This is a genomic window from Methylobacterium platani (genome assembly GCF_001653715.1).
Classification (GTDB): Bacteria; Pseudomonadota; Alphaproteobacteria; order Rhizobiales; family Beijerinckiaceae; genus Methylobacterium; species Methylobacterium platani.
On record NZ_LWHQ01000028.1, the window covers coordinates 18,237 to 38,486 of the forward strand.

Below are 20,250 nucleotides of genomic sequence, written 5' to 3' on the forward strand. Positions count from 1 at the left end.
GTTCTGTCAGGCACCGCCGCCCGCCAATGTCTTACCCCTCAGACAGGTATCCTGCTGTCTGAGGAGGGCGAGCTACCACTACCGGGCAGTGCGCCCTCGCACATCCCGTAGGCCCCGCCCAAAGCTAGACCTTCGGCACGCTCGCAGGCCCCTTCGGCCTGTCCCGGCTCGGCGGCAGCCTAGTGCCGCGTTCCGCCCCCTCACGGGTGCTGGGCTGCCGCCTCTTTCTCTTTCCAGCGTGGCAAAAACGACCAGGACCGATAAGATGGCTGGGCGCGCAGGTGACCTGCACCTCGCCCCAGCCGAAGCCGATGCAAATCAGGTTGCCTGACCCGTTTCTCGTTTCCGATCCAGCGCGCCTCGCGGCTCTGGATGCATTCGACGTCCTCGATACCCCGACCGAGTCGGGTTTCGACGATGTGGTGCGCCTCGCAATGCGTCTTTGTGCGGCGCCTGTCGCTCTCGTCAGCCTCGTTGCCGCCGACCGCCAGTGGTTCAAGGCTAACGTCGGATTTCCGCGGTGCGAAACCGACCTTGAGAGTTCGGTTTGCAAGTTCGCGCTTGCCGAGCCCGACCTCCTTATCATTTCGGACCTCGCCGCTGATCCGCGCACGGCATCAAACCCCCTTGTCACGGGGGAGCCGCACATTCGCTTCTACGCCGGAGCACCTTTGCGCCTGACGGGCGGCGCGGTCGTGGGCTCGCTGTGTGTCATCGATACCGTCCCCCGACCCGCAGGGTTGACCCTGGAGCAGAGCGATGACCTGCGCGCCTTGGGTCGTCAGGTGGTCCTCCTGCTTGAGGCGCGCCGATCTATGGCCCGCGACAGGGCCGAAGCTCTCGAGAAGGGGGAGGCACAGGCCTCCGCACTCGCGCGCGCTGCAGTAAGCGAGGCGCAGAACGTCTCCCTGCGCATCAGCGACCAACGCTCGCGTTTCGCCCAGGAGGCCGGGGGCGTCGGCACCTACGAACTCGCCGTCGCCTCCAGCATGATGCAGGTGTCAACAGAATTCTGCCGCCTCTACGGTGTGCCGGTCGCGCCCCTCTACTCGGCCGCAACCTTCGAGGCGCTGGTGCTGCCCGAGGACGCGGGCGTGCGCTCCAGCGACGCGAGCCGCGAGGATGGCAGCGCGGTACTGGACATCGAATACCGCATCCGCCGGGCGGATGATGGCGAGCTTCGCTGGATCGCGCGGCGGGCAACCTTCATGCGCGATGAGAGTGGAGCTGTCGTCGCCATGTTCGGCACCGTGCGCGACGTGACCGAGCGCCGTGCGGTGCAGGATGCCCTACGCGCCAGTGAGGCGTTGGCACAGGAGAACATCCAGCGGGTCCAGCTAGCGCTCGCAGCCGGGGCGATCATCGGCACCTGGAACTGGGACATCCCCTCGGACTGCTTCACCATCGACGAGGCCTTCGCCCAGACTTTTGGGCTCGATCCGGTTCTAGGCCGCGAGGGCATCCCACTCGCTCAGATCGTCGCGACCGTGCATCCCGACGACCAGGCCGGGCTATCGGCCGCCATCACCACCGCGATTTTGCGGGGCGGCGCCTACGCCCACCAGTACCGGGTGCGCCGCGCAGACGGGCGGTACTACTGGATCGAGGCCAACGGCCGGGTCGACAGGGCGGAGGATGGCACACCGCTGAGCTTCCCCGGCGTCCTGCTCGACATCGAGGAGCGACGCGCTGCCCAGGCCGCGCTGACCGCGAGCGAGAGCCGATTGAGAGCGCTCGTGACCGCCGGCGCACAGTCGGTCTACCGGATGAGCCCGGACTGGCAGGAGATGCGCCAGCTCGACGGGCATGGCTTCCTTGCCGACACGGTAGCGCCGAGCATGCGCTGGCTCGACTCCTACATCGATCCCGCCGACCGCCCGGAAGTGATGGCAGCGATTGAGGATGCGATCCAGCGCAAGGGCACGTTCGAGCTTGAGCATCGGGTACGGCGGGCCGATGGAAGCTTTGGCTGGACGCTCTCGCGCGCCGTGCCTCTCTTCGAAGAGCATGGCGAGATTGCCGAGTGGTTCGGGGCGGCGAGCGATGTGACCCCCCGTCGAACCGCCGAGGCACGGCAGGCGGCCCTGGTCACGGTGGGCGACCAGTTGCGCGACCTCGGTAGCATACCCGACATTGTCCACGCGGCGGCCGGGATCGTCGCACAGGTGCTCGGCGCGACGCGCGCCGGTTACGGACTGGTTGATGCCGCGCGCGCGAGTGTCGACGTTCCAACCGACTGGTGCGCACCGGGGATCGCCTCTGTCGCTGGCCAGCACGACTTTCGCGACTACGGCTCCTACATCGAGGATCTACGGCACGGTGCAGCCGTCCTGATCGAGGATGTAGAACGCGACCCCCGCACTCGAGAGAGCGCCGCGACACTGCTCGCGATCGGTGTTCGGGCACTGATCAACGTGCCCGTGATGGAACGCGGGCGTCTCGTTGGGATCGGCTTCATCCACTCCGATCGTTCCCGCGCCTTCTCAACCGAGGAGCTGGCCTTCGTGAGGGCTGTGGCCGACAGGGTTCAGGTCGCCGTCGCACGGGTGCAGGCAGAGGCGCAGCAGGCGCTGCTGAACGGCGAACTGTCCCACCGGCTCAAGAACACCTTGTCGATGGTGCAGGGCATCGCCGGCCAGACGCTGCGCAGTGTCCCGGATCAGGCCCCGGTGCAGGCGTTCTCGCAGCGTCTCATCGCATTATCGCGGGCACATGACGTACTCCTGCAGGACAGCTGGGCGGCTGCGCCGATCCATAGCGTTGTCGAGCGTGTGCTATCCCTACAGTCCCCCCTGGACCGCTTCCGGATCGTGGGGCCGAACCTAGCGCTTTCCCCGCAGGCGACACTGTCGCTGTCTCTGCTATTGCACGAGTTGACCACCAATGCAGTCAAGTACGGTGCGCTCTCAAACGAGGCGGGAACGGTCAGCGTGGCGTGGTGGGTCGAGGATGACGAAGAGCGAACGGTCGTTCTCACTTGGCAGGAGCGCGGTGGCCCACCGGCACAGGTACCGACGCGACACGGCTTCGGAGCGCGGCTGATCCAGATCGGGCTGGTGGGAACCCGCGAAGCGCAGCTGAGTTATACCACGTTGGGCTTTGACGCTGAGTTTCGCGCTCCTAGCTCGCAGGTGGTTGCGTCGTGATCCGGGCGGTGACGGGTTCTCTCCGGGGGGAATCCATGACAATTGAAGGCACCGAGCGCCGGCCAATTGTGCTTCTCATTGAAGACGAGCCGATCCTGATGATGGCCCTGTCGGACCTCATCGAGGAAGCGGGCTGCGCGGTCGTCGAGGCGACGACGACCGTCAAGGCGATCCGCATCCTGGAGGCCCGCATGGACATCCGCGTGGTGGTGGCGGATCTGGACATGCGCGGGTCGGCAATGGGACTGAAGCTGGCTGCCTTGATTCGGGACCGGTGGCCGCCGATGGAACTCATCCTGACGGGGGCCGTGAAGCCGGAACTGGCGAACATTCCGGCTCGAGGTGTGTTTCACGACAAGCCGTTCAACCACGCCGGCATCGTCGAAAGCATCCGCGCTTTCACGTCAAACGGCCAGTTGTAGATCGCTTTGTCGTGACGCCGGGTGACACGACACATGCTGGCATGTCATTTGATTTCCTTATGTACAATGCTGATATGACCAAGAGCCCCTAACAGAACTCGCTCTTATACCTGCTCAGTGTCTGACATTACAAGAGCAAAGGAGATTTAGATAGGTGCTCTGAGTCCTATTTTGCGATAAAGCCTTGAGCCCGCCTATAGGCCATCCGGGTCATGCATGCGTGCCACGGATCGCTCGCATCTAGATCGTCCCAGGTAGGGAAGCACTCGATGCGCCGGCGGGTATGCTCGTGTAGCTTGCGGGCAATAACAGCAAGTTGCATAGAATGGGCAGGAGGGCGGGTTGTCGACGCTCCCGCAGGGCAAATCCGTCGGACTCGGATGCGCCGAGCCAGCTGCTTTAGGCCTAGCACCGCGCCCGTCCCGCAAGCCAGCACCAGAGGGGATATGGAAGCGGGGTAGGCGGTGCGAGTCATAGCGCCTCCAGGCCTCTTCCAGATTTTCCCGACGCTACCTGGATCGGCGGCTCGTTGGCTCAACGCCAGTTCACTTTTGAGTATCTTGTATGTCATTGCCCAGATTGCGCCTGGCTGCGAAGCTATCAACGAACTGGTGTGGTGATGCCTCTCTTTCAATGGCAGGAATCGCCAGTCATATAATGTAGGAAATACGACATTATATGTCAGAAACAGACTAAATATTCTCAAAATAGATTGAATCGCTACTTTTTAGGTTGTGATTTTTGATTTATATGTTGACACCAACGAGTATGGGGTGTGCATGCTCGCGGGCGACTTATTTGGATCGTGCGATGCCTACATTTTTCTTCGACATCCATGATGGAAAGTGGATTTACGATGACGTGGGGGTTGAATGTGAAAATATCGCGGAGGCTTGTCGACACGCGAAGCGCGCTCTGCCTGCGATAGCGCTTGACAATATATCGCAAGACGATGATCGTCACGCGATCACAGTTATCGTCACCGATAACGATCGTCGTCCGGTCTATACTGCTAGTCTCATAATTATTGGAATGATGATAAGCTGATAATATTGCATTACAATATTGAATTAATATTTACACGGCCGCTTGATCTCGCCCCGCTTTAAACGAAGGGCTTGCACGAACTTCCCAGAGAGAGTGCCAGCGTGTCCAACCTGTGAGCAGAAGCACAACAGGATGATGAGCAGGATGCCGACGAAGCTTAAGCCGCCTGTACGTGGCGCCTACCAGCGTATAAAATGAGTCGCTTCGGGTTTTTCTGAGACTGTTTGATTAAATAAATTCACGATCATGCTGCAATCGTGAAGCTATCCATTTCTTTTATTTTGTCTCATTTCTATTACGGCCGATATTTATTTTGTTGAAAAATGCTCTAGACGCGTCGAGAAAGGTGCAGGTACTCAGGATTGAAGCTGCAAAAATTTCGTAGACGAGCCAAGTTTGGAACTTTCAAGTGTCTGTGCTTTAGATCGACCAGACCTAAGAAGCGCAAATGTTGTAGCGTACGGTTGGCGTGCACAATCGAGAAGCCTAGGATGTCGGCCAGATGGACTTGTGTCAGAGGTAGAAAACAACCCGTTTCTCCCGCCAATCCGACGACCTGCAAACGCAGCAGAAGCTCACAGAAGAGATGAGCCATCCGCTGATCCGCCCCACGTTGCCCGAGGTTCGTCAACCACTCGCGCAGGATTCCTTGTTCCACCAGCGTCGCCCAGCAGAGCGCCTGCGCAATGCGGGGATGGTTGCTGGTCAGATCGACAATCGTGCTCCGCGGAATCTCCACGATCTCACAGGCTGTCAGGGCAGCGATGGAGTGGTCCATGCGGTTCAGGATGGCGACGTGCAGGTCGCACGTGTCTCCCGGTACGAGCAGGCCGAGGATGTGGCGCTGACCGTCAACCAGGATCTTGTAGCGGCAGGCGAAGCCCCGGGTCACGAGAAACACGCTCTCGGGGCGATCGCCTTCTCGGATCAAGTCGACCTGGGAGGAAACCCTCCTCCTCTGGCTCATCACCCCCATCAGCGTCCCTCGATCTTCATCCGTCAAACCGACGCTGCGTTCGAGCTTGGCGATCAAGGCATGGGAGTCGGGCAGCGGGACGTCCGCGGCGTCCGTCGGGACCGGCCGCTGCGATGGTTCGGTCACGATTAACTCCCTGTTCGCGGCGGTGCCGTCCGGCTCATCGTTTCAACCGTTGCCGGAGCCATCGGGCCGCCGCCTCCGGCGTGTCGAAGGTGGGGGCACGCAGTCCTGCCAGGCGGCCGAAGCCGGCCTCGAGGAACCAGCCGCGGAGCTGTTCGTGACCGGGCGTATCGAGGCGCACGAGCACGCCGACCAGCAACCCGTTGGCCATCACGAGCAACCCCTGACGATCATCGCTGTCCGTGTCGACGCCGATCGGCTGAAGCACAACAAGCGTCTCGACGTTGTGCGGCGGCTTCATCATGAGCTTCGTCGGCCAGTGCTCGGCCATGGAATGTTGCGGCGCACACCCCACCGCGTGTTCTTCAGGTGCAGGTAGTTCGGGTTGTAGCCGCACAAGGCTTTCAACCGCGTCACGTCCAGAATGGTCAGGGTCCGGCGCTTGAGCGCGATCAAGCCGAGCGCGCGAAGGTCGCGTAGCGTGCGATGCACATGCACGTTCGACAGGCCCATGGTGTCGGCGATGTCGATCTGGGTGAACGGGAAGCTGAAACTGTTGCCCGTCACACGGCCCACGGCCTCCAGCCGCAGCAGGAGCTCGCAGATGAGATGGGCGATCCGCAGGTTGGCCGGGCGGCCTCCGACATTGACGAGCCATTCCCGCAGAACGGCTTCGTCGACGAGGGCGCACCACATCAATGCCTGCGTGACCCGAGGATGGTCGTTCGTGATCTCGACGATGGCCTGTCTCGGGATATCCACGACTTGGCAGGCTGTGATCGTGCCGATATTATGATCCATCTGATCGAGAATGAAGACATTCAGGTCGCAGAAGTCGCCGGGCACGAGATAGGCCATGATCTGGCGCTGCCCGTCCGGCAGCACCTTGTAGCGGCATGCGTAGCCATCGAGGATCAGATGAACGCTGTTCGGCGGATCGCCCTCGCTGATCAGGTCGGTGCGCGCGGGCACTCTGCGAATGCGGAGCGTCAAGGCACTCAATGCCTTGCGATCTGCCTCGGTCAGTTCCTCGAAGCTCTCAAGCTTTCGGATCAGTGCGTCCTGCATCAGCTACATCAGTCAGAAAGATGCGACAATGTATGTCGTAAATCTGACCTCCGCACAGTCCTATGATTGTTTTCTTGCGGCTGAGGACGATTAAGATCATACAGTGCGCCGTCGCTTGCACATGCAACCCGGCGCAAGCGGTGAGGATTGTTGGCTCCCGCCCCCAACGAGGTCGGGATCGTGTCCGTCCAGAGAGCGTGCCACAACCGTCTGCTTGCGGCACTTCCGCCAGCGGATTTTGCCCGGCTTCAACCCCACCTGATGACGGTGCCGCTCAGGATCGGGGAGGTGCTCATGGCGCCCGGCACGCCGATCCGGCACGTCCTCTTCGTGGAGGATGGCATCCTCTCGGTGATCGCGACGGCGTCGGACGACCGGCAGATCGAGCTGGCATTGATCGGCCGGGAAGGCCTCGTCGGGCTGCCGGTCCTCATGGGCACGGACCGGAGCGTGCATGAGGGACGGGTGCAGGCGAGCGGCTACGCCTGGTGCCTGGAGGCGGACGCCATGCGTGAGATCCTCGGGACCAGCCCCGACCTGCATGCCTTCCTGCTGCGCTACGCCTATTCCGTGACCGTCCAGATCGCCGGCACCGCGCTCGCCAACACGCGCTACAAGGTGGACCAGCGTCTCGCACGCTGGCTCCTGATGTGCCACGACCGCACCACGGGCGACGAATTGCCGACGACGCATCGCTTCCTGTCGCTGATGCTCGGCATCAACCGTCCGGGACTGACGACCGCACTGTCGGTGTTCGAGCAGGCCGGCATGATCCGGACCGAGCGCGGCACCATCACGATCCGCGACCGGGCCGCGCTGCTCGCGAAGGCCGGAGCCTGCTACGGCGGTCCGGAGGGCGAGTACGAGCGCCTTCTCGTCGAAGGACGCCCGGTCTCCCGGTAAGCCACGCTCGCGAGGCGCCCTGATCGTCGTCCCGCTCTCGCCCTTGCCGTGCGCCCGGCGCGGCATCACCGGCGCGGGTTCGCCATGAAGAACCGCAGCATCTCGCGGCTGGCGTCGGGGCCCGCCGGATCGGTGTGGGAACCGGCCGGATGGCCGCCGGCCCAGGCATGCCCCGCGCCGTGCAGAATCCACTGTTCCGACGTCCAGGTGCCGGCCGGTTCGGTGAGGAAAGTGCGGGTAAACGCGGTCCCGCCGCTGGAGCGCCCCTCGACGGTAGTGACGATCAGGTCCGAATCGGGTCGTGCCTGGGCGACGGCCTGGTCGCCGTTGATGGGGGCGACGGTCGTATCCCGGTCGCCGTGGAAGACGATGGTCGGCACCGGATTCGTCGCCTGCCGCTGCGGCAGCAGGGCACCCCGATACATCGTGGGCAGGGCCAGGAGCATCGAGCCGGCCGAACCGCAGGCGAGGCCGGAATGGATGCCGACGGCCGCGTAGAGGTCCGGATACGTCATCGCCATGACGGCGGCGGCGGCGCCGCCCGACGAGAAGCCCGCGATGTAGACCCGTGCCGGATCGACGACGAAGCGTCCCATGATCTCCCGCGTGAGGCCGGCCAGGATCGACGGCTCGCCCCGCTCGCGCTGCTGATCCGCGTCCCGGAACCAGTTCCAGCTCTTGGTGATGTTGGCCGACCGCGGCTGATCCGGATAGGCGACGAGGAAGCCCTGCTCCTCCGCCAGGCGATCCATGTTCGTGCCGATGGCGAAGTCGCGCGCCGATTGCGAGCTGCCGTGCAGCATCACCACCAGCGGTCGGGGGCCGTCCCCGGGGCCGGACGGCACGAACAGGTCGTAGGCCCGGCTTCCGGCAGAGTTGCGGAACCGGCACTCGAGCGCCCGGGGCCGGTCGATCGACAGCCCCGAGGCTCCGGTCTGGTCGATCCTGAAATTCATGGTCATCGCTGAACTTTCGTGTGCGGATTTGCCTGGAGCACCACCGGATCGCGGCCGCGGTTCGTGGGCATCGCGCCCTCGCGGATGCGCCGACAAGCCACGCTGGAATTCGTCGCCTTTCCGGATGACGCCGGTCTCGTCACCGCCCATGGCCGACCGGCGGGCCGTGCCGGAACCCGCCCGCCGCACGGTGAGGGCCGGATGGGCACGGGGCGGGACGGCCTTGCCGGACGAAGGAACGACCGATGCCGTCGGCACGGGTCCGCGCGGCTGCGCCCTTCCGACAACCCTCCGGCCTCGGCGATGTTGCATTGCAGCATGAAAAGCCGGCCAGGCCTGCCTCGTCGGAACCGATTGCCGGCCTCGGGACGGCGCCGGCTCCCGATCGCGAGGCGTGAGGCGGGGCCGTGGCGTTCCGGCCGTCCTTCAGGCCGCCTCGAGCGTCCGCACGCGCGAGAACCCGACCAGCCTGCGGGCATCCTCGTCCCAAAGCGCCAGACCGAGGCAGCGGAGGCTGTCGCGCAGCGTCAGGCGGCCCACCTGCCCGAGCATCGCGTGGTCGTCCATGCATTCCTGGAGGCGGTAGTTCGGGATACGGCTGTTGAGGTGATGGACGTGGTGCAGGCCGACATTGCCGGTGAACCATTGCAGCACCGCCGGCAGCACGTAGTGCGAGCTTCCACCGAGAGCGGCGGTGTGGAAGTCCCAGGTCTCGGGACCGTCCCAGACCGTGGCCTCGTACTGGTGCTGGACGTAGAACAGCCATCCGCCGATCCAGGCCGCCACGCACGTCGTCGGAACGAGCGCGACGAGCACCGGCATCACCCCGCCCGCCGCGACAGCCAGCAGGCCGACGAGCACGGCGAGAGCCGCGTCGAGCGCGAGCACGTCGCGCCAAGCGGTGCGCCAGGGCAAGCCGATGCCGAACGGCATGCGCTGGAGCAGCATGAAGTTGAGCGGCGAGCCGAGCCCAATCAGCAGGAACGGATTGCGGTAGAGCCGGTACCGGAGCCGGCCCAGGCGCGACAAGGCGAGGTACTCCCGCACCGTGAGGGTCGCGACGTCGCCGGTGCCGCGTCGGCTCAGGTCTCCGGTCGAGGCGTGGTGCAGAGCGTGCGCCCGCTTCCAGCTGTCGTAGGGCGTCAGCGTCAGCAGGCTGAGGGCGCGGCCGATGCCGTCGTTGGCGGTGCGGGAGGGCAGGAACGATCCGTGCCCGCAATCGTGCTGGATGATGAAGAGGCGGACGAGGAGGCCGCCGGCCGGGACGGCGAGGAGCGGCACGACCCAGCCATGCCCGGTCGCCGCCGCGGCGACCATGGCGGCGCACAGGACGAGGTAGGGCAGACCGGTATTGGCAATCTGGCCGAGGGCGCTGCGCACGTCCGGCTCCCGGTAGGCCGCGCAATGGCGGGCGATGTCGCGCGCCGCGATTCCTGCGGGAGGCGTCGTCTGGGTATTCATGGGGTCAAGCCTTGCATCGGCGGGCGGCGGTCCTGCGCCGGTCGGCCGGGACGGGGGAGGGGGCAATCGCCGCCGCATTCCCGTCCGGCCTCACAGGGAGACGGGCCTCAGGCGACATTCCGGGCCGCCGCCTCGACGGCGGAGACGATGTCGGCCACCCCGAGACGGACATAGGCGAGCACGTCGTTAGGCGTACGGCCGCTCTTCGGCATGGTCCGGACCGCGAGGGCGTGCACCCTCGGCGCGTCGACGGCCTCCGCCGCGGCCTCCGCCAGTTCGCTGCCGATCCCGCCGACGTAGTTGTCCTCGACCGTCATGACCACGCCGCCGCGGCCGGCGAGTGCCAGGACCGGCGCGGTGTCCATCGGCAGGGAATAGGCGTCGACCACCGCCACCGAGTGCCCGGCCTTGGCCAGAACCTCCACCGCCTCCAGGCAGCCATGGACCATGTAGCCGGAGGCGACCAGGACCATCCGCGGCCCGTCGTTCGGCGAGCAGCGCAGGACCTTGTGGCCGCCGAACGGGAAGCGCTCGTCCTCCGCGTAGAGGATCGGCAGGTCCGCCCGCACCGCCCGCAGGTAGAAGGCGCCCGGGGAGTACGCCATGGCGAGCACCATCGCGTAGGCGCCCACGGCGTCGCTCGGGGTCAGCACCGTGACCGCCGGGCGGCCGGCCTTGTCCTCGACATGCGAGAAGGCGCGCATGAAGGCGACGTCGGCGAGCGCCATCTGGCTCGGCCCGTCCGAGGCCAGGGTCGCGCCGGCATGGGTGCCGACGAGCTTGAGGCCGGCGCCGCCGATGACCGCCATCTCGATCTGGTCGAAGGCGCGCTCCAGGAAGCGCCCGAAGGTGCTGGCGAACGGGATCTTGCCGCCGCTCGCGAGGCCCGCGGCCGCCGAGACCATGTTCTGCTCGGCGATGCGCGCCTCGAAGTAGCGCTCGGGAAAGGCCTTCGCGAAGCCGTCGGCGTAGGTCGAGTTCTTCACGTCGGCATCGAGCGCCACGACGGCGGGATTCGCGGCGCCGAGAGCCTCCAAGGCGAGCCCGTAGGCCCGGCGCGGCGAGAGGGCGCGCGTCTCCTTCACAGCTGCGGCGACCGTCGGGTTGCGGCCGACCGCCGCCATGAACCCGACCGGCTCGGTCGCAGGCGTCGAGGCCGGCGGCGCGGGAGGCGGCGCGATCGTGAGGACCGCCGCGCTCGCGCCGGGGTCGATGCCGGCGACGCCTAGCGCCCGGGCGCGCGCATCGAGGGCGGCGAGGGCGGCGTCGAGCCCGCCTGCCGTGACGGGGGTGCCGTGATGACCCATGCCGCCGAGGTCGGGCACGCCCCAGCCCTTGACGGTCAGGGCGATCACGCAGAGGGGCCTCGCCTCCCGCGAGGTCGGCCGCGCCCGCAGGACCTGCTCGATCGCGACGGGATCGTGGCCGTCGACCACGACCGCCTCCCAGCCGAACGCCTCCGCCTTGCGTGCCAGGGACTGCCAGTCCTGGGCCGGGGAGACCCGGTCGCTCTGCCCGAGGGCGTTGCAGTTGAAGAGGGCGACGACGGACGAGAGCCCGTGATCGGCGATGAAGTCCATCGCCTCCCAGATCTGGCCCTCTCGCGCCTCGCCGTCGCCGATGATGCAGTAGATCGCCTTCGCGCTGCCATCGATCCGGGCGGCCGCGGCAAGCCCCGCCGCGACGGAGAGCCCCTGTCCGAGCGACCCGGTCGCCGCGTCGAAGAACGGAAACCCGAGCATCGGGTTGGGGTGGCCGTCGACGAAGCTGTCGATGCTGCGCAGGGCGAGGAGATCGTCCAGCGTCATCGGCCGCGCCGCGCCGCCGGGGCGGACCGTCACGCCGAGATCGGTGCAGGCCGCGTAGACGATGGGCACCGCATGGCCCTCGGAGAGGACGAGGCGGTCGGAACCGGGGGCGTCGGGTCGGGCCGGGTCCCAGCGCATCACCCCGTACATCAGCACCGTGACGAGGTGGGCGAGCGACAGCGCGGTGGTGGGGTGCCCGCTCCCGGCCGAGGTGGTGGCCCGAATCGCGAGCTTGCCGAGCGCGATCGCCTTGGCCTGGACGGCCTTCGACCGGATGTCGTCGGCCGGATCGATGGGCGGGACTGGCGCGGGCATGCTCATGCGGCGGCTCCTGTGCGGGACGTGTCGGGGGCCGCCGCCGGCGCGTTGCCGGATTCGATGCAGGGGCGGCTCAGGTCGTCGAGCCAGACGGCGACCCCGTTCGCCGCGAGGTCGTGCAGTGGGTTGGTCATGCGGTCATCCTTGGTTCGTCGGAGCACCCGCCGGCCGGGCCGATCCGTCGCGCCGGCCACGTCCGGGGCGCGCGGTCATCCGATTGACCGCAGGGGCGGGGCGCGCCCGGCTGGTAGGCGGGTGCCTTCGGCGAGCCAGGCCTCCGCCGCGCTGCGCCCGGCCGCGCGCAGCCGCAGCAGGAAACGCCAGCCGAGATCGGTGCTGCTCTCGTCCTGGAGCGCCGGGTGGTGGTCCTCCGCCGAGACGCGGTGCAGCGCCAGGGCGCGGAGCTTCGCCGCCAGGGCGCTGCGGCCCCCGCCGGACCACGACAGGTCCACCATCGTGCGCAACGCGGACAGCTCGCGCTGGAGCACGCCATCGAAGGTGATCTGCTCCAGTCGCCGGACGATGTCGGGCGCGCTGCAGGGCGCCCCCTGGCCGAGACTTGGCACGATCTGAACCAGCAGGATCGCCGGGGCGTCGGACGCCTCGATGAGGCGGATCAACGGCGGGTTGGCCGAGTAGCCCCCGTCCCAGTAGCGCCGGCCCTCGATCTCGACCGCCTGGGACTTCAGGGGGATGCAGCCCGAGGCGAGGACCATCTTGCGCACGAGTTCGGTCTCGCGAAAGATCCGGGTCGCGCCATCCGGGACCGCGGTCGCGGCGACCAGGAGCTTGAACGGAGGCGCGGCGCGAAGGGCGTCGAAATCGACCGCGTCGGCGAGCAGCCGGTCGAGGGCATCGTGGTTGAAGGGATTCGACTGGTAGGGCGAGAGCCAGCGGGACGTGATGTCGGTGAAGACGGTCACGGCGGGCCCGAGCTGAGGCGGCGCGGTCTCGCTGATGCGCTTCCAGAAGCGGTCGAGGTGGCGCCGCGCCTCCGGCCGGCCACCGGCGATCAGGCCGGCCGCCATCACGACGGCGTTGACCGACCCGGCATTCGTGCTGCTGACGGCGTCGATGACGAGATCGTCCTCCTCCAGCAGCCGGTCGAGGACGCCCCAGGTGAAGGCGCCGAACGAGCCGCCGCCCTGGAGTGCCAGCGAGAGGGTGCGAGGTGCGCGGTGCGGTGCGAGGTCGGTCGGTGCGGTCATCGGATCGGGTCCGGTGTCGGGGCGAGGAGGCAGGCCGGTCCCGGGTCGGTCGGCGGGATCGGCGGCTCCGAATGATCGCCTCTGTGCGGGGACCGCGTCCCGTCGCCTGCGCCACGACAGCGCGACCGCGCCGAGGCACAGGATCCCGACGACGGCGAGCAGCGACGGTCCGAGGCGGCGGAGAGGAGCCTGCGTCACCGGCCCGGACCTCGGCGCGGCGACGGGTCCCTCGACGCTGGGTCCCGTGGCGCCGGTTCTCACTTGGGTGCAGACGACGGGCCGGTCCAGGAAAGCGTCCGCCATCGCGAGGCGGAACGGAAGCGGCCCGCGGCGTTCCGAACGGGGATCGATGGCCATGGTGGTCTCGTGAGCGTGGAGGAAACGGGTCGGATCCCGGGGCGATCCTTGCCCGGAAGCGGCTTGGGACCGGGCAGGAGCGCCGCCGCTTCGCGCCATCCTCCGACGCCGTCGTGGGTCCGGCGGTGGGCGATGCAGGGGCGAAAAAGCCCGATCGGAGTTGGTCCGTGGCGTTCCCATCAGCGGCGTCTGCGGATCGCCACGGCGAGGAGGTAGCCGAGGGCACCGGCCATCGCGGCGAACGCGAGCGGGAATTCCTTGGCATACTGGGTGAGCGTGTCGCCGCCCCGTCGGGGGGCGGCTCCGGCCTCCGGAAGGACGTCGCGACCCGTGTCGATCGCCCGGTCGGCGAGGTCGCCGGCCTCGCCCGCCACGTCGCGCACGGTGTCGCTTGCCTGCCCGACGCGGGTCTCGGTGGCGCCTCCGACCTCGTCCCGCTTGCCCTCCGCCCTGGTCTCGTCGTTCCCGGCTACGGTGCCGGCCGCGCCCTGGACCTTGCCGCCGAACTCCCTGGCGGCGCCGGCGATGCTGTTCTCGTCCATCTCGTTCTCCTGTCGTCGTCGGGTCGGGGGCCGCCGCCGGGCGGAACCGGCTGGTCCGCCCGTCCGCCGTGCCACCCGCATGAAGGCCCGTCCGGGTCGGCCGGTCGTCGGGTTGGTGGGGTCGTCGTCGGTCGGCCCCAACCGCCGGGTTTCCGGACGGTCGTCCGACGCCTCGGCCCGCTCCGTCATGCCCGGCGGCGCGTCGCGGGCTTCGCTGCGGCCGTTGCCGGAACGGCCGCAGCGCCTCACGGGACCGATCTTCCGCCGCCCGCGTGGCGGGAGGGCATGGCCGATGCTGCGATCGCGAACAGGACGAGAAGCTGGATCACGGCACCGGCCTTTCACGGGAGGAGAGCCGAGGAGGCCCGGAGTGATGCGGGGCTCGCAGGCGCGGCCCGCAAGGACGTCACACGCGGCGCGGCGCCGGTGCGTGGGAGGAGATGCGGGTGACGACCGGCGCGACGGCCGCGCTGCGACCGGCGAAGAAGGCGGCGAGCGCACCGAAGATCAGGGCCAGCGCCCCGGAGAGGGCTCCCTGGGACACCCGACGGGCAGCGGCGTCGGCAACCTCCTTCGACTGCTCCTTGGCCGAGGCGAGGGTCTCCTTGAACTGCTGCACGTATTGGGCGACCTGGGTCCGGGCCTGCTCGACGGGGATGTTCTGGGCCTTCGCCAGGGCCTGGGCGGCCTTGTCCTGCGCGGCGGCCTGCTGGGCTCCGTCGCCCGAGACGGCGGCCCGCATGGCGGTCACCGCGGTGTCCTTCAGCGCGGCCGGATCGGATCCGGATCCGCCCCGGATTCCGGCCTCGATCCCTGAGAACGGGTCCGTGACCTTGCTCAGGGACGGCGCCGCCGCCTGCGCCAGGGTCGAGACCGATCCGCCCATCGCGTTGCCGACCCCGCCGATGGCCGAGGTGGCCGTGCCGAGGGCGCCACTGACGATGCCGCTGGCTGCCGACGACAGCATGTACAGAACGACGAGGGTCGAGACCGCCCAGGCGAGCAGGCCGTGATGCCCTGCCGTGGCGGGCGACGGCTTGCCCGAGAGCCGGCCGGCGAAGTATCCGCCGGCCCCCGCGGCGAGGATCCCGGAGAGGACGAACCAGAGGCCGGCGCCGATGCCGAGCGAACTCGCCGCCGGGGTGCCGTCGCCCAGGGGGTCGACCGTCGAGAGGCCGATGCCGAGGCCGAGCATGTTCAGGATGACCTGGGCGATGAGCCCGACCGTGGCGCCCGCGAAGACTGCGCTCCACGAGACCGAGTTCAGCATCATCGTGCGCACCTCCTCGGCCGGCGCGACGGCATTCGTCTGGGAGGGGGCCGGATCGAGGCCGGGCTGGCGGCCCGGGGCGACGGGCGTGGCTTCGCTGATGGTGGGCATTGGGGATTCCTGGATGTCGGGATGGGACGGGCGGCGGATCAGACGACCCGGCGGCCCACGAGGGCGTGGTAGAGCCACAGCACGACCACCGCTCCAACGGTGGCGACGAGCAGGCTGTAGAGGTTGAGTCCCGAGACGCCGGGCTCGCCGAACTGATGGAACAGGAAGCCGCCGACGACGGCGCCCACGATTCCGAGTGCGATGTCGACGATCAGCCCCTGGCCGGTGCTGTTGACGATCCTGCTGCCGATGAATCCGGCGATCAGGCCGAGGACGATCCAGGCGAGGAAAGACATGGGTTGGCTCCAGCTTGCGGCAGGCGGCGGGTCCCGGCGCGAACGCGCGACGGGCGATGGAACGCATCCAATGGCGAGGTCCACATCGGGCGCGTGGACATGACGGGTGTCGAATGCGGCCGTGGCTTCGGCCTTGCCGACCGTCAGGCCGTTGGCCTGCTTGCAGGGCACCGCATGATCGAGCGGCGGATGCCTACGGCATCGGATGGATCGGCCCCGCCGCCATGGCCATCCGTACCTTCGCAGAGGGTACGATTATTAAATATCTGTCCGTGGCATAAGTTCCAAATATTTTAGGGATTTATTGAAGATAAGTCGGCGGACGAGCCGAAATATACGAATAACATATGTATGTCTTATTCGAGACAATCATCATTGGATGATAATCGGCACGGAAGAGATCGTCACTAGGACCGAAAAATACGTCGCCACGCGGATGGAGGCACCGACTGGTCCGTCACGGGCCGTCGGCGGTTGTTGAAACCAGGGACGGGATTCTGCAAGGCACGCATCCGTACGGCGTGACGATCCCCATTCCTCGTGCCGGGCGGCGTCGGGCGGCCCCGTCGACCCCTCGGCGGAGCAATCGCACCGACCATGTTTCTTCACATGTCCGACGCCTTGATATTGGCATACCCGAGAAAGACGCACCCGATCATATGATGAAATAATATAAATCGGCGCTATTCAATGGTGTCCAGGTCGGATTTTCGATAATACCCCCTCCTGCGATTAAGGGAGCGACATAAGTATCCGAGCGTTGCCGGGCATGGGCGCATGCCGTCTCGCGGGGTGTCGGCGCCGGCGGAACGGCCGATATCCGGGAGCGCCGACACCGAAGCCCGCAGGCTCGTCGGCGATTCGACCCGGTGTGTGGTGCCCGTCCGCCGCCCCTAGCGCATCCAGGAATCGATCAACCTTCAACGGAGATCCGGCATGGCCGAGCGTCACGATCAAGCCCTATCCCCGCCGGGGCCGCAGCGGAAGGGGGGCCGGATCAAAGGATTCCAGAGCTACGTCCGATCGCACCATGATCGGGCGATTGTCCGGGCAGCGGCTCCGCGCAGGCCTCGCGATAATAAATTCTATGACATTCAAATGATATTTTCGCACAATCCCCTTATAGGTGCGAATTATTTCAATGTCACGTGGCTGAACCATCCTGATATTCGGCAAGTTGTCGTTCATACGACTCGCAAAATCGCTAGCGGAGCATGCACATGACGGAAAACACATCGGGCCAGGACAGCCGCCAAGGCAAGCCTGGCAAGCCCGTGCTCTATGTCTTGATCGCCAGCTTCGGCTTGGCCTTGGTCTCGTTCGTCGCCCTGCTGACCTGGCAAGGCGCGAATGCGCCGACAGACGTGAGCCAGACCGCATCGCGACAGCAAGGCACGGGTTCGGCGAGCGGGCCGTCGAACGCAGCGACGTCGGCGACTTCCACTGGCGTGCCCGCCGGCAACCCGGCCTACCCGCAACCCGCGTCGCGCAGCGGCAATCCGTGACACCCGTCTCAACCGAGGGGTGGGGCGGCTATTCCGCGACATCGACCGGTGGCCGGCATGTCACTGTCGGCCGATAGCGGCGACGGCGGCGGCATTCGCAAGGATCGTGTCCGGGGCCGCGGGCGGGGGGCGTCCCCATGGGTGATCGGCGCTCGCGCGGCGGGGCTCGCCGCACAGGCGCTGGCTGTCCGCCGGCCGTATCCTCGCTCCAGTCCGGGGACCGGCACCACCGATGAATCCGGCGGCGGTCGAACCCACCCGCGAGGGGCGCCGCCGACCGTGCCTCGGTCCTCGGCCTCATCCGCGCGGAAGGGGGCGAGCCTCGTCGAGGTCCGGCAGGTCCCGATCGGTTTCCGACCGCGCCGTGTAGTGCGGATCGAGCTGAGTCGTGAGCAGATCGCGGCCCTCGCCGGTGTCCTTGCTGATGGCGAGCAGGGAGTTGTAGGACCGATCGTTGTCCCGCAGGGACGCGTTCAGGACCTCGTGGGGCGCCAGGTGCCGGCAAGCCAGGCGCTGAAGCATCGCAATGATGTCGACCTCCGTCGCGAGCTCGAAGCCGATCGTGCTCCTGAAAAAGATCTCGACGCCGCTCCGGCCTTCGATCACCCAGATGCGTCTCGGCTCATCCGACATTCGGTGCTTCTCCTTCGATGCCAACGGATGCACTCCTTGCGCGCGCGAGACCGAGGGGGGCGGGTGCAGGTGACGTCCGGTCTGTGCAACAGACCTCGCTTGAACGATCTCACGCAGGGATCGTCTTTCGCGCTCGGAGAGGCGGCCTTACGCTGCAACCCTGACCAGATATTATCCGGAAAAAATCGAAGAAAACGGTGGTATGTTGTATTTGGTGATTAATTTGTGTTGTATTCCAAGCTCGTCATCGGTTGTTTCTTACAGGTGCTGATGGCTGGGAGAGGTGTGCGCTTCCACCTGCAAAGTGAAGGGAGGGCCGCCTTGGTCCCCACATCGAGCCACCCGGCAGACATGCTCGTTCGCAAGCTGGGCAGCATTGCGCGCCTCTCCGACGAAGAGCGCCGCGCCGTCATGCGCCTGCCCATGACGATCAGGCCGTTGCCTGGCGGGCATGATATCGTATGCGAGCACGACCGTCCCATGCAGTGCTGCCTGATTCTGGATGGCTGGGCGAGCCGCTACCAGTTGTTAGCCGAGGGCAGGCGCCAGATCTTCTCGTTCCATGTTCCGGGCGACATTCCCGACCTGCAGAGCTTGCACCTGCGTGTCATGGACCACAGCCTGTGCGCCTTGACGCCCGTCACGCTGGCGTTCGTCCCCCACGAGGCGATTCGCGACCTGACGACCGGGTATCCCGGCATCGCGGCGACGCTCTGGCGTGATACCTTGGTCGACGGTGCCATCTTCCGAGAGTGGATGGTCGGGATGGGCCGTCGGTCGGCATACCAGGCGGTCGCGCACCTGTTTTGCGAGATGTATGTCAAACTCGAGGCCGTCGGGCTGGCCGAGAATCATCGCTACAGGCTGCCCGTCATGCAAGTCGACATCGCCGACGCGCTCGGTCTGTCGAACGTGCACATCAATCGTGTTTTACGCCAGTTGCGCGAGGAAAATTTGCTCGCGCTTAGGAATGGCTGGCTCAATATTTCAAACTGGCCGGAACTCGCCAAGATCGGCGAGTTTGATCCCTTGTACCTCCACGTGGACCGACTGACAGCATGAGCCTCCACCTTCAGCCTGTCCCGATCGCAACGGGCAGCCGCGACGCGGAAAGCCGGCTCGTCTCCGCCGACGGCTTCCTGGTCGCTGTGCTGGTCCGCCTCTCCGAGGATCACGGGGTGGATGAGGGAAGGTGGTTTCTCGAGGCGGGCTTCGGCCGGGTGGATGACCAGGGCCAGCCCACCTTCGCCGATCTTGATGAAGCGCAGGCGTGGATCCAGCATCGCCTCGACGGGCAATGAGCCGGTCGCCGGCCCTCGCGCTTCGGGCGACACGCCGGACAAAGGCGTGCGCTATCCGTGAGAAATGCCAGGCCGCGCACGGGTTTCGCTGTCCTCGAGCGACATGGCTCTGCCTCGCGCCGGACACTCGGCCAACTCGGCCCGATGTCGCGCGAGCCTCGGCCCCGAGGCATGGCAGAACGGAAACACGGGAAGTAGCGCATGCCGATCCGCCGGGAGCACCAGATCACCCGCCAGATGCTCCGAGATGAGCCCGACACGCTCTGGGTGTTCGGCGACACGCTGATCGGCAAGAGCCTGGGCGGCCAGGCGGCAGAGATGCGTGGCGAACCGAACGCCGTCGGCATCGCGACCAAGCCGTTGCCGGCCATGGACCCGGCCGCCTACTTCACGGACGCTGATATTGAGACGTTCCGCAGGGCTGCTGAACCCCCGTGTCGCCGACTCGCCGATCACCTCCGGTCCGGCGGCATCGTCGTCTGGCCGGCAGCAGGAATCGGGACGGGTCTTGCAGATCTGGAGCGACGCTCGCCGCGGATCTGGGCGAGCCTGGAGCGGACTCGTGAGAGCCTTGAGGGGCTGTGACCCGCCCGTTTGCCTACGGAGAGGGCGGCAGCGCTCCCAGCGGCACGGCCGTGTCGGTGGAGAGGTCTATCTTCTCGACGTCGATCGCCAGCCGAACTTCGCCGGATCGGCCCTTCTCCCCGTCGGACATGAGAAGGCCGCCCCATCGGGCGGCACCTCCCTGCCGTCGTTACAGGCCCAACAGGGCACCGGTGGTACCGGCGACCGTCATGAC

20 protein-coding genes are annotated in these 20,250 nt (G+C 66.6%); 8 read left to right on the top strand and 12 right to left on the bottom strand.

Features of this window, described 5'->3' with window-relative positions; translation table 11 throughout:
- Positions 1-281: 281 nt before the first annotated feature.
- From A5481_RS15780 to A5481_RS35930, 3 genes are all read left to right on the top strand, one after another.
- The gene (locus tag A5481_RS15780) at positions 282-3,146 is read left to right on the top strand and encodes a PAS domain-containing protein (RefSeq protein WP_156311946.1); all 2,865 of its coding nucleotides are present in this window, start codon (positions 282-284) and stop codon (positions 3,144-3,146) included.
- A gap of 35 nt (positions 3,147-3,181) precedes the next feature.
- Positions 3,182-3,568 (top strand): response regulator, encoded by a 387-nt coding sequence (locus tag A5481_RS15785; protein WP_048435281.1) that lies wholly within the window; start codon positions 3,182-3,184, stop codon positions 3,566-3,568.
- Positions 3,569-4,378: 810 nt separating this feature from the next.
- Positions 4,379-4,615: a DUF6894 family protein gene (locus A5481_RS35930; protein ID WP_082173250.1), complete on the top strand. Its 237-nt coding sequence runs from the start codon at positions 4,379-4,381 to the stop codon at positions 4,613-4,615.
- Between the two features lie 328 nt (positions 4,616-4,943).
- On the opposite strand, the gene A5481_RS15790 is transcribed toward A5481_RS35930, so the two are convergent.
- From A5481_RS15790 to A5481_RS15800, 3 genes are read right to left on the bottom strand one after another with little or no spacing between them, the layout of a single operon-like run.
- A complete protein-coding gene (locus A5481_RS15790) occupies positions 4,944-5,717 on the bottom strand; it encodes a Crp/Fnr family transcriptional regulator (protein WP_245238978.1) in 774 nt (257 codons plus the stop codon).
- A gap of 34 nt (positions 5,718-5,751) precedes the next feature.
- Positions 5,752-6,045: a hypothetical protein gene (locus A5481_RS15795; protein ID WP_245238977.1), complete on the bottom strand. Its 294-nt coding sequence runs from the start codon at positions 6,043-6,045 to the stop codon at positions 5,752-5,754.
- Complete coding sequence (locus tag A5481_RS15800; protein ID WP_048435279.1) at positions 6,015-6,782, bottom strand: Crp/Fnr family transcriptional regulator; 768 nt, start codon at positions 6,780-6,782, stop codon at positions 6,015-6,017. The genes A5481_RS15795 and A5481_RS15800 overlap by 31 nt, the downstream gene beginning before the upstream one ends.
- Before the next feature lie 150 nt (positions 6,783-6,932).
- Between A5481_RS15800 and A5481_RS15805 the strand changes: the two genes are divergently transcribed.
- Positions 6,933-7,685, top strand: coding sequence for a Crp/Fnr family transcriptional regulator (locus A5481_RS15805; RefSeq protein WP_245238975.1), 753 nt, complete (start codon positions 6,933-6,935; stop codon positions 7,683-7,685).
- Positions 7,686-7,750: 65 nt separating this feature from the next.
- Here A5481_RS15805 and A5481_RS15810 read toward each other — a convergent pair whose 3' ends face one another.
- From A5481_RS15810 to A5481_RS15840, 8 genes are all read right to left on the bottom strand, one after another.
- On the bottom strand, positions 7,751-8,791 hold the full coding sequence (locus A5481_RS15810) for an extracellular catalytic domain type 1 short-chain-length polyhydroxyalkanoate depolymerase (protein WP_245238973.1): 1,041 nt from the start codon (positions 8,789-8,791) through the stop codon (positions 7,751-7,753).
- Between the two features lie 276 nt (positions 8,792-9,067).
- Complete coding sequence (locus A5481_RS15815) at positions 9,068-10,102, bottom strand: fatty acid desaturase (protein WP_048435277.1); 1,035 nt, start codon at positions 10,100-10,102, stop codon at positions 9,068-9,070.
- A gap of 107 nt (positions 10,103-10,209) precedes the next feature.
- Positions 10,210-12,231, bottom strand: a complete 2,022-nt coding sequence (locus A5481_RS15820) for a transketolase (protein WP_053082449.1) — start codon at positions 12,229-12,231, stop codon at positions 10,210-10,212.
- On the bottom strand, positions 12,228-12,362 hold the full coding sequence (locus A5481_RS35725; RefSeq protein WP_280818885.1) for a hypothetical protein: 135 nt from the start codon (positions 12,360-12,362) through the stop codon (positions 12,228-12,230). Before A5481_RS35725 ends, A5481_RS15820 begins: the two co-directional genes overlap by 4 nt.
- Positions 12,363-12,437: 75 nt before the next feature.
- A complete protein-coding gene (locus A5481_RS15825; protein WP_048435276.1) occupies positions 12,438-13,436 on the bottom strand; it encodes a patatin-like phospholipase family protein in 999 nt (332 codons plus the stop codon).
- Between the two features lie 536 nt (positions 13,437-13,972).
- The gene (locus A5481_RS34655) at positions 13,973-14,335 is read right to left on the bottom strand and encodes a CsbD family protein (protein WP_048435275.1); all 363 of its coding nucleotides are present in this window, start codon (positions 14,333-14,335) and stop codon (positions 13,973-13,975) included.
- Between the two features lie 406 nt (positions 14,336-14,741).
- Entirely contained in the window at positions 14,742-15,716 is a 975-nt protein-coding gene (locus A5481_RS15835) for a hypothetical protein (protein WP_048435274.1), read from the bottom strand.
- Between the two features lie 38 nt (positions 15,717-15,754).
- Complete coding sequence (locus A5481_RS15840) at positions 15,755-16,012, bottom strand: GlsB/YeaQ/YmgE family stress response membrane protein (protein WP_048435273.1); 258 nt, start codon at positions 16,010-16,012, stop codon at positions 15,755-15,757.
- Between the two features lie 1,220 nt (positions 16,013-17,232).
- On the opposite strand from A5481_RS15840, the gene A5481_RS32485 reads away from it, so the two are divergent.
- A complete protein-coding gene (locus A5481_RS32485) occupies positions 17,233-17,517 on the top strand; it encodes a hypothetical protein (protein WP_093570992.1) in 285 nt (94 codons plus the stop codon).
- A 297-nt stretch (positions 17,518-17,814) separates the two neighbouring features.
- Here A5481_RS32485 and A5481_RS15845 read toward each other — a convergent pair whose 3' ends face one another.
- Positions 17,815-18,150, bottom strand: a complete 336-nt coding sequence (locus A5481_RS15845) for a hypothetical protein (RefSeq protein ID WP_048435272.1) — start codon at positions 18,148-18,150, stop codon at positions 17,815-17,817.
- Positions 18,151-18,378: 228 nt separating this feature from the next.
- Here A5481_RS15845 and A5481_RS15850 point away from each other — a divergent pair, with 228 nt between their 5' ends.
- From A5481_RS15850 to A5481_RS15860, 3 genes are all read left to right on the top strand, one after another.
- Positions 18,379-19,212 (top strand): Crp/Fnr family transcriptional regulator, encoded by an 834-nt coding sequence (locus A5481_RS15850; protein WP_245238971.1) that lies wholly within the window; start codon positions 18,379-18,381, stop codon positions 19,210-19,212.
- Positions 19,209-19,451 (top strand): hypothetical protein, encoded by a 243-nt coding sequence (locus A5481_RS15855; protein WP_048435271.1) that lies wholly within the window; start codon positions 19,209-19,211, stop codon positions 19,449-19,451. The genes A5481_RS15850 and A5481_RS15855 overlap by 4 nt, the downstream gene beginning before the upstream one ends.
- A 201-nt stretch (positions 19,452-19,652) precedes the next feature.
- Positions 19,653-20,036 carry a DUF7831 domain-containing protein gene (locus tag A5481_RS15860; RefSeq protein WP_048435270.1) on the top strand — a complete coding sequence of 128 codons (384 nt, stop codon included), beginning with the start codon at positions 19,653-19,655 and terminating at the stop codon, positions 20,034-20,036.
- Positions 20,037-20,250: the final 214 nt, after the last annotated feature.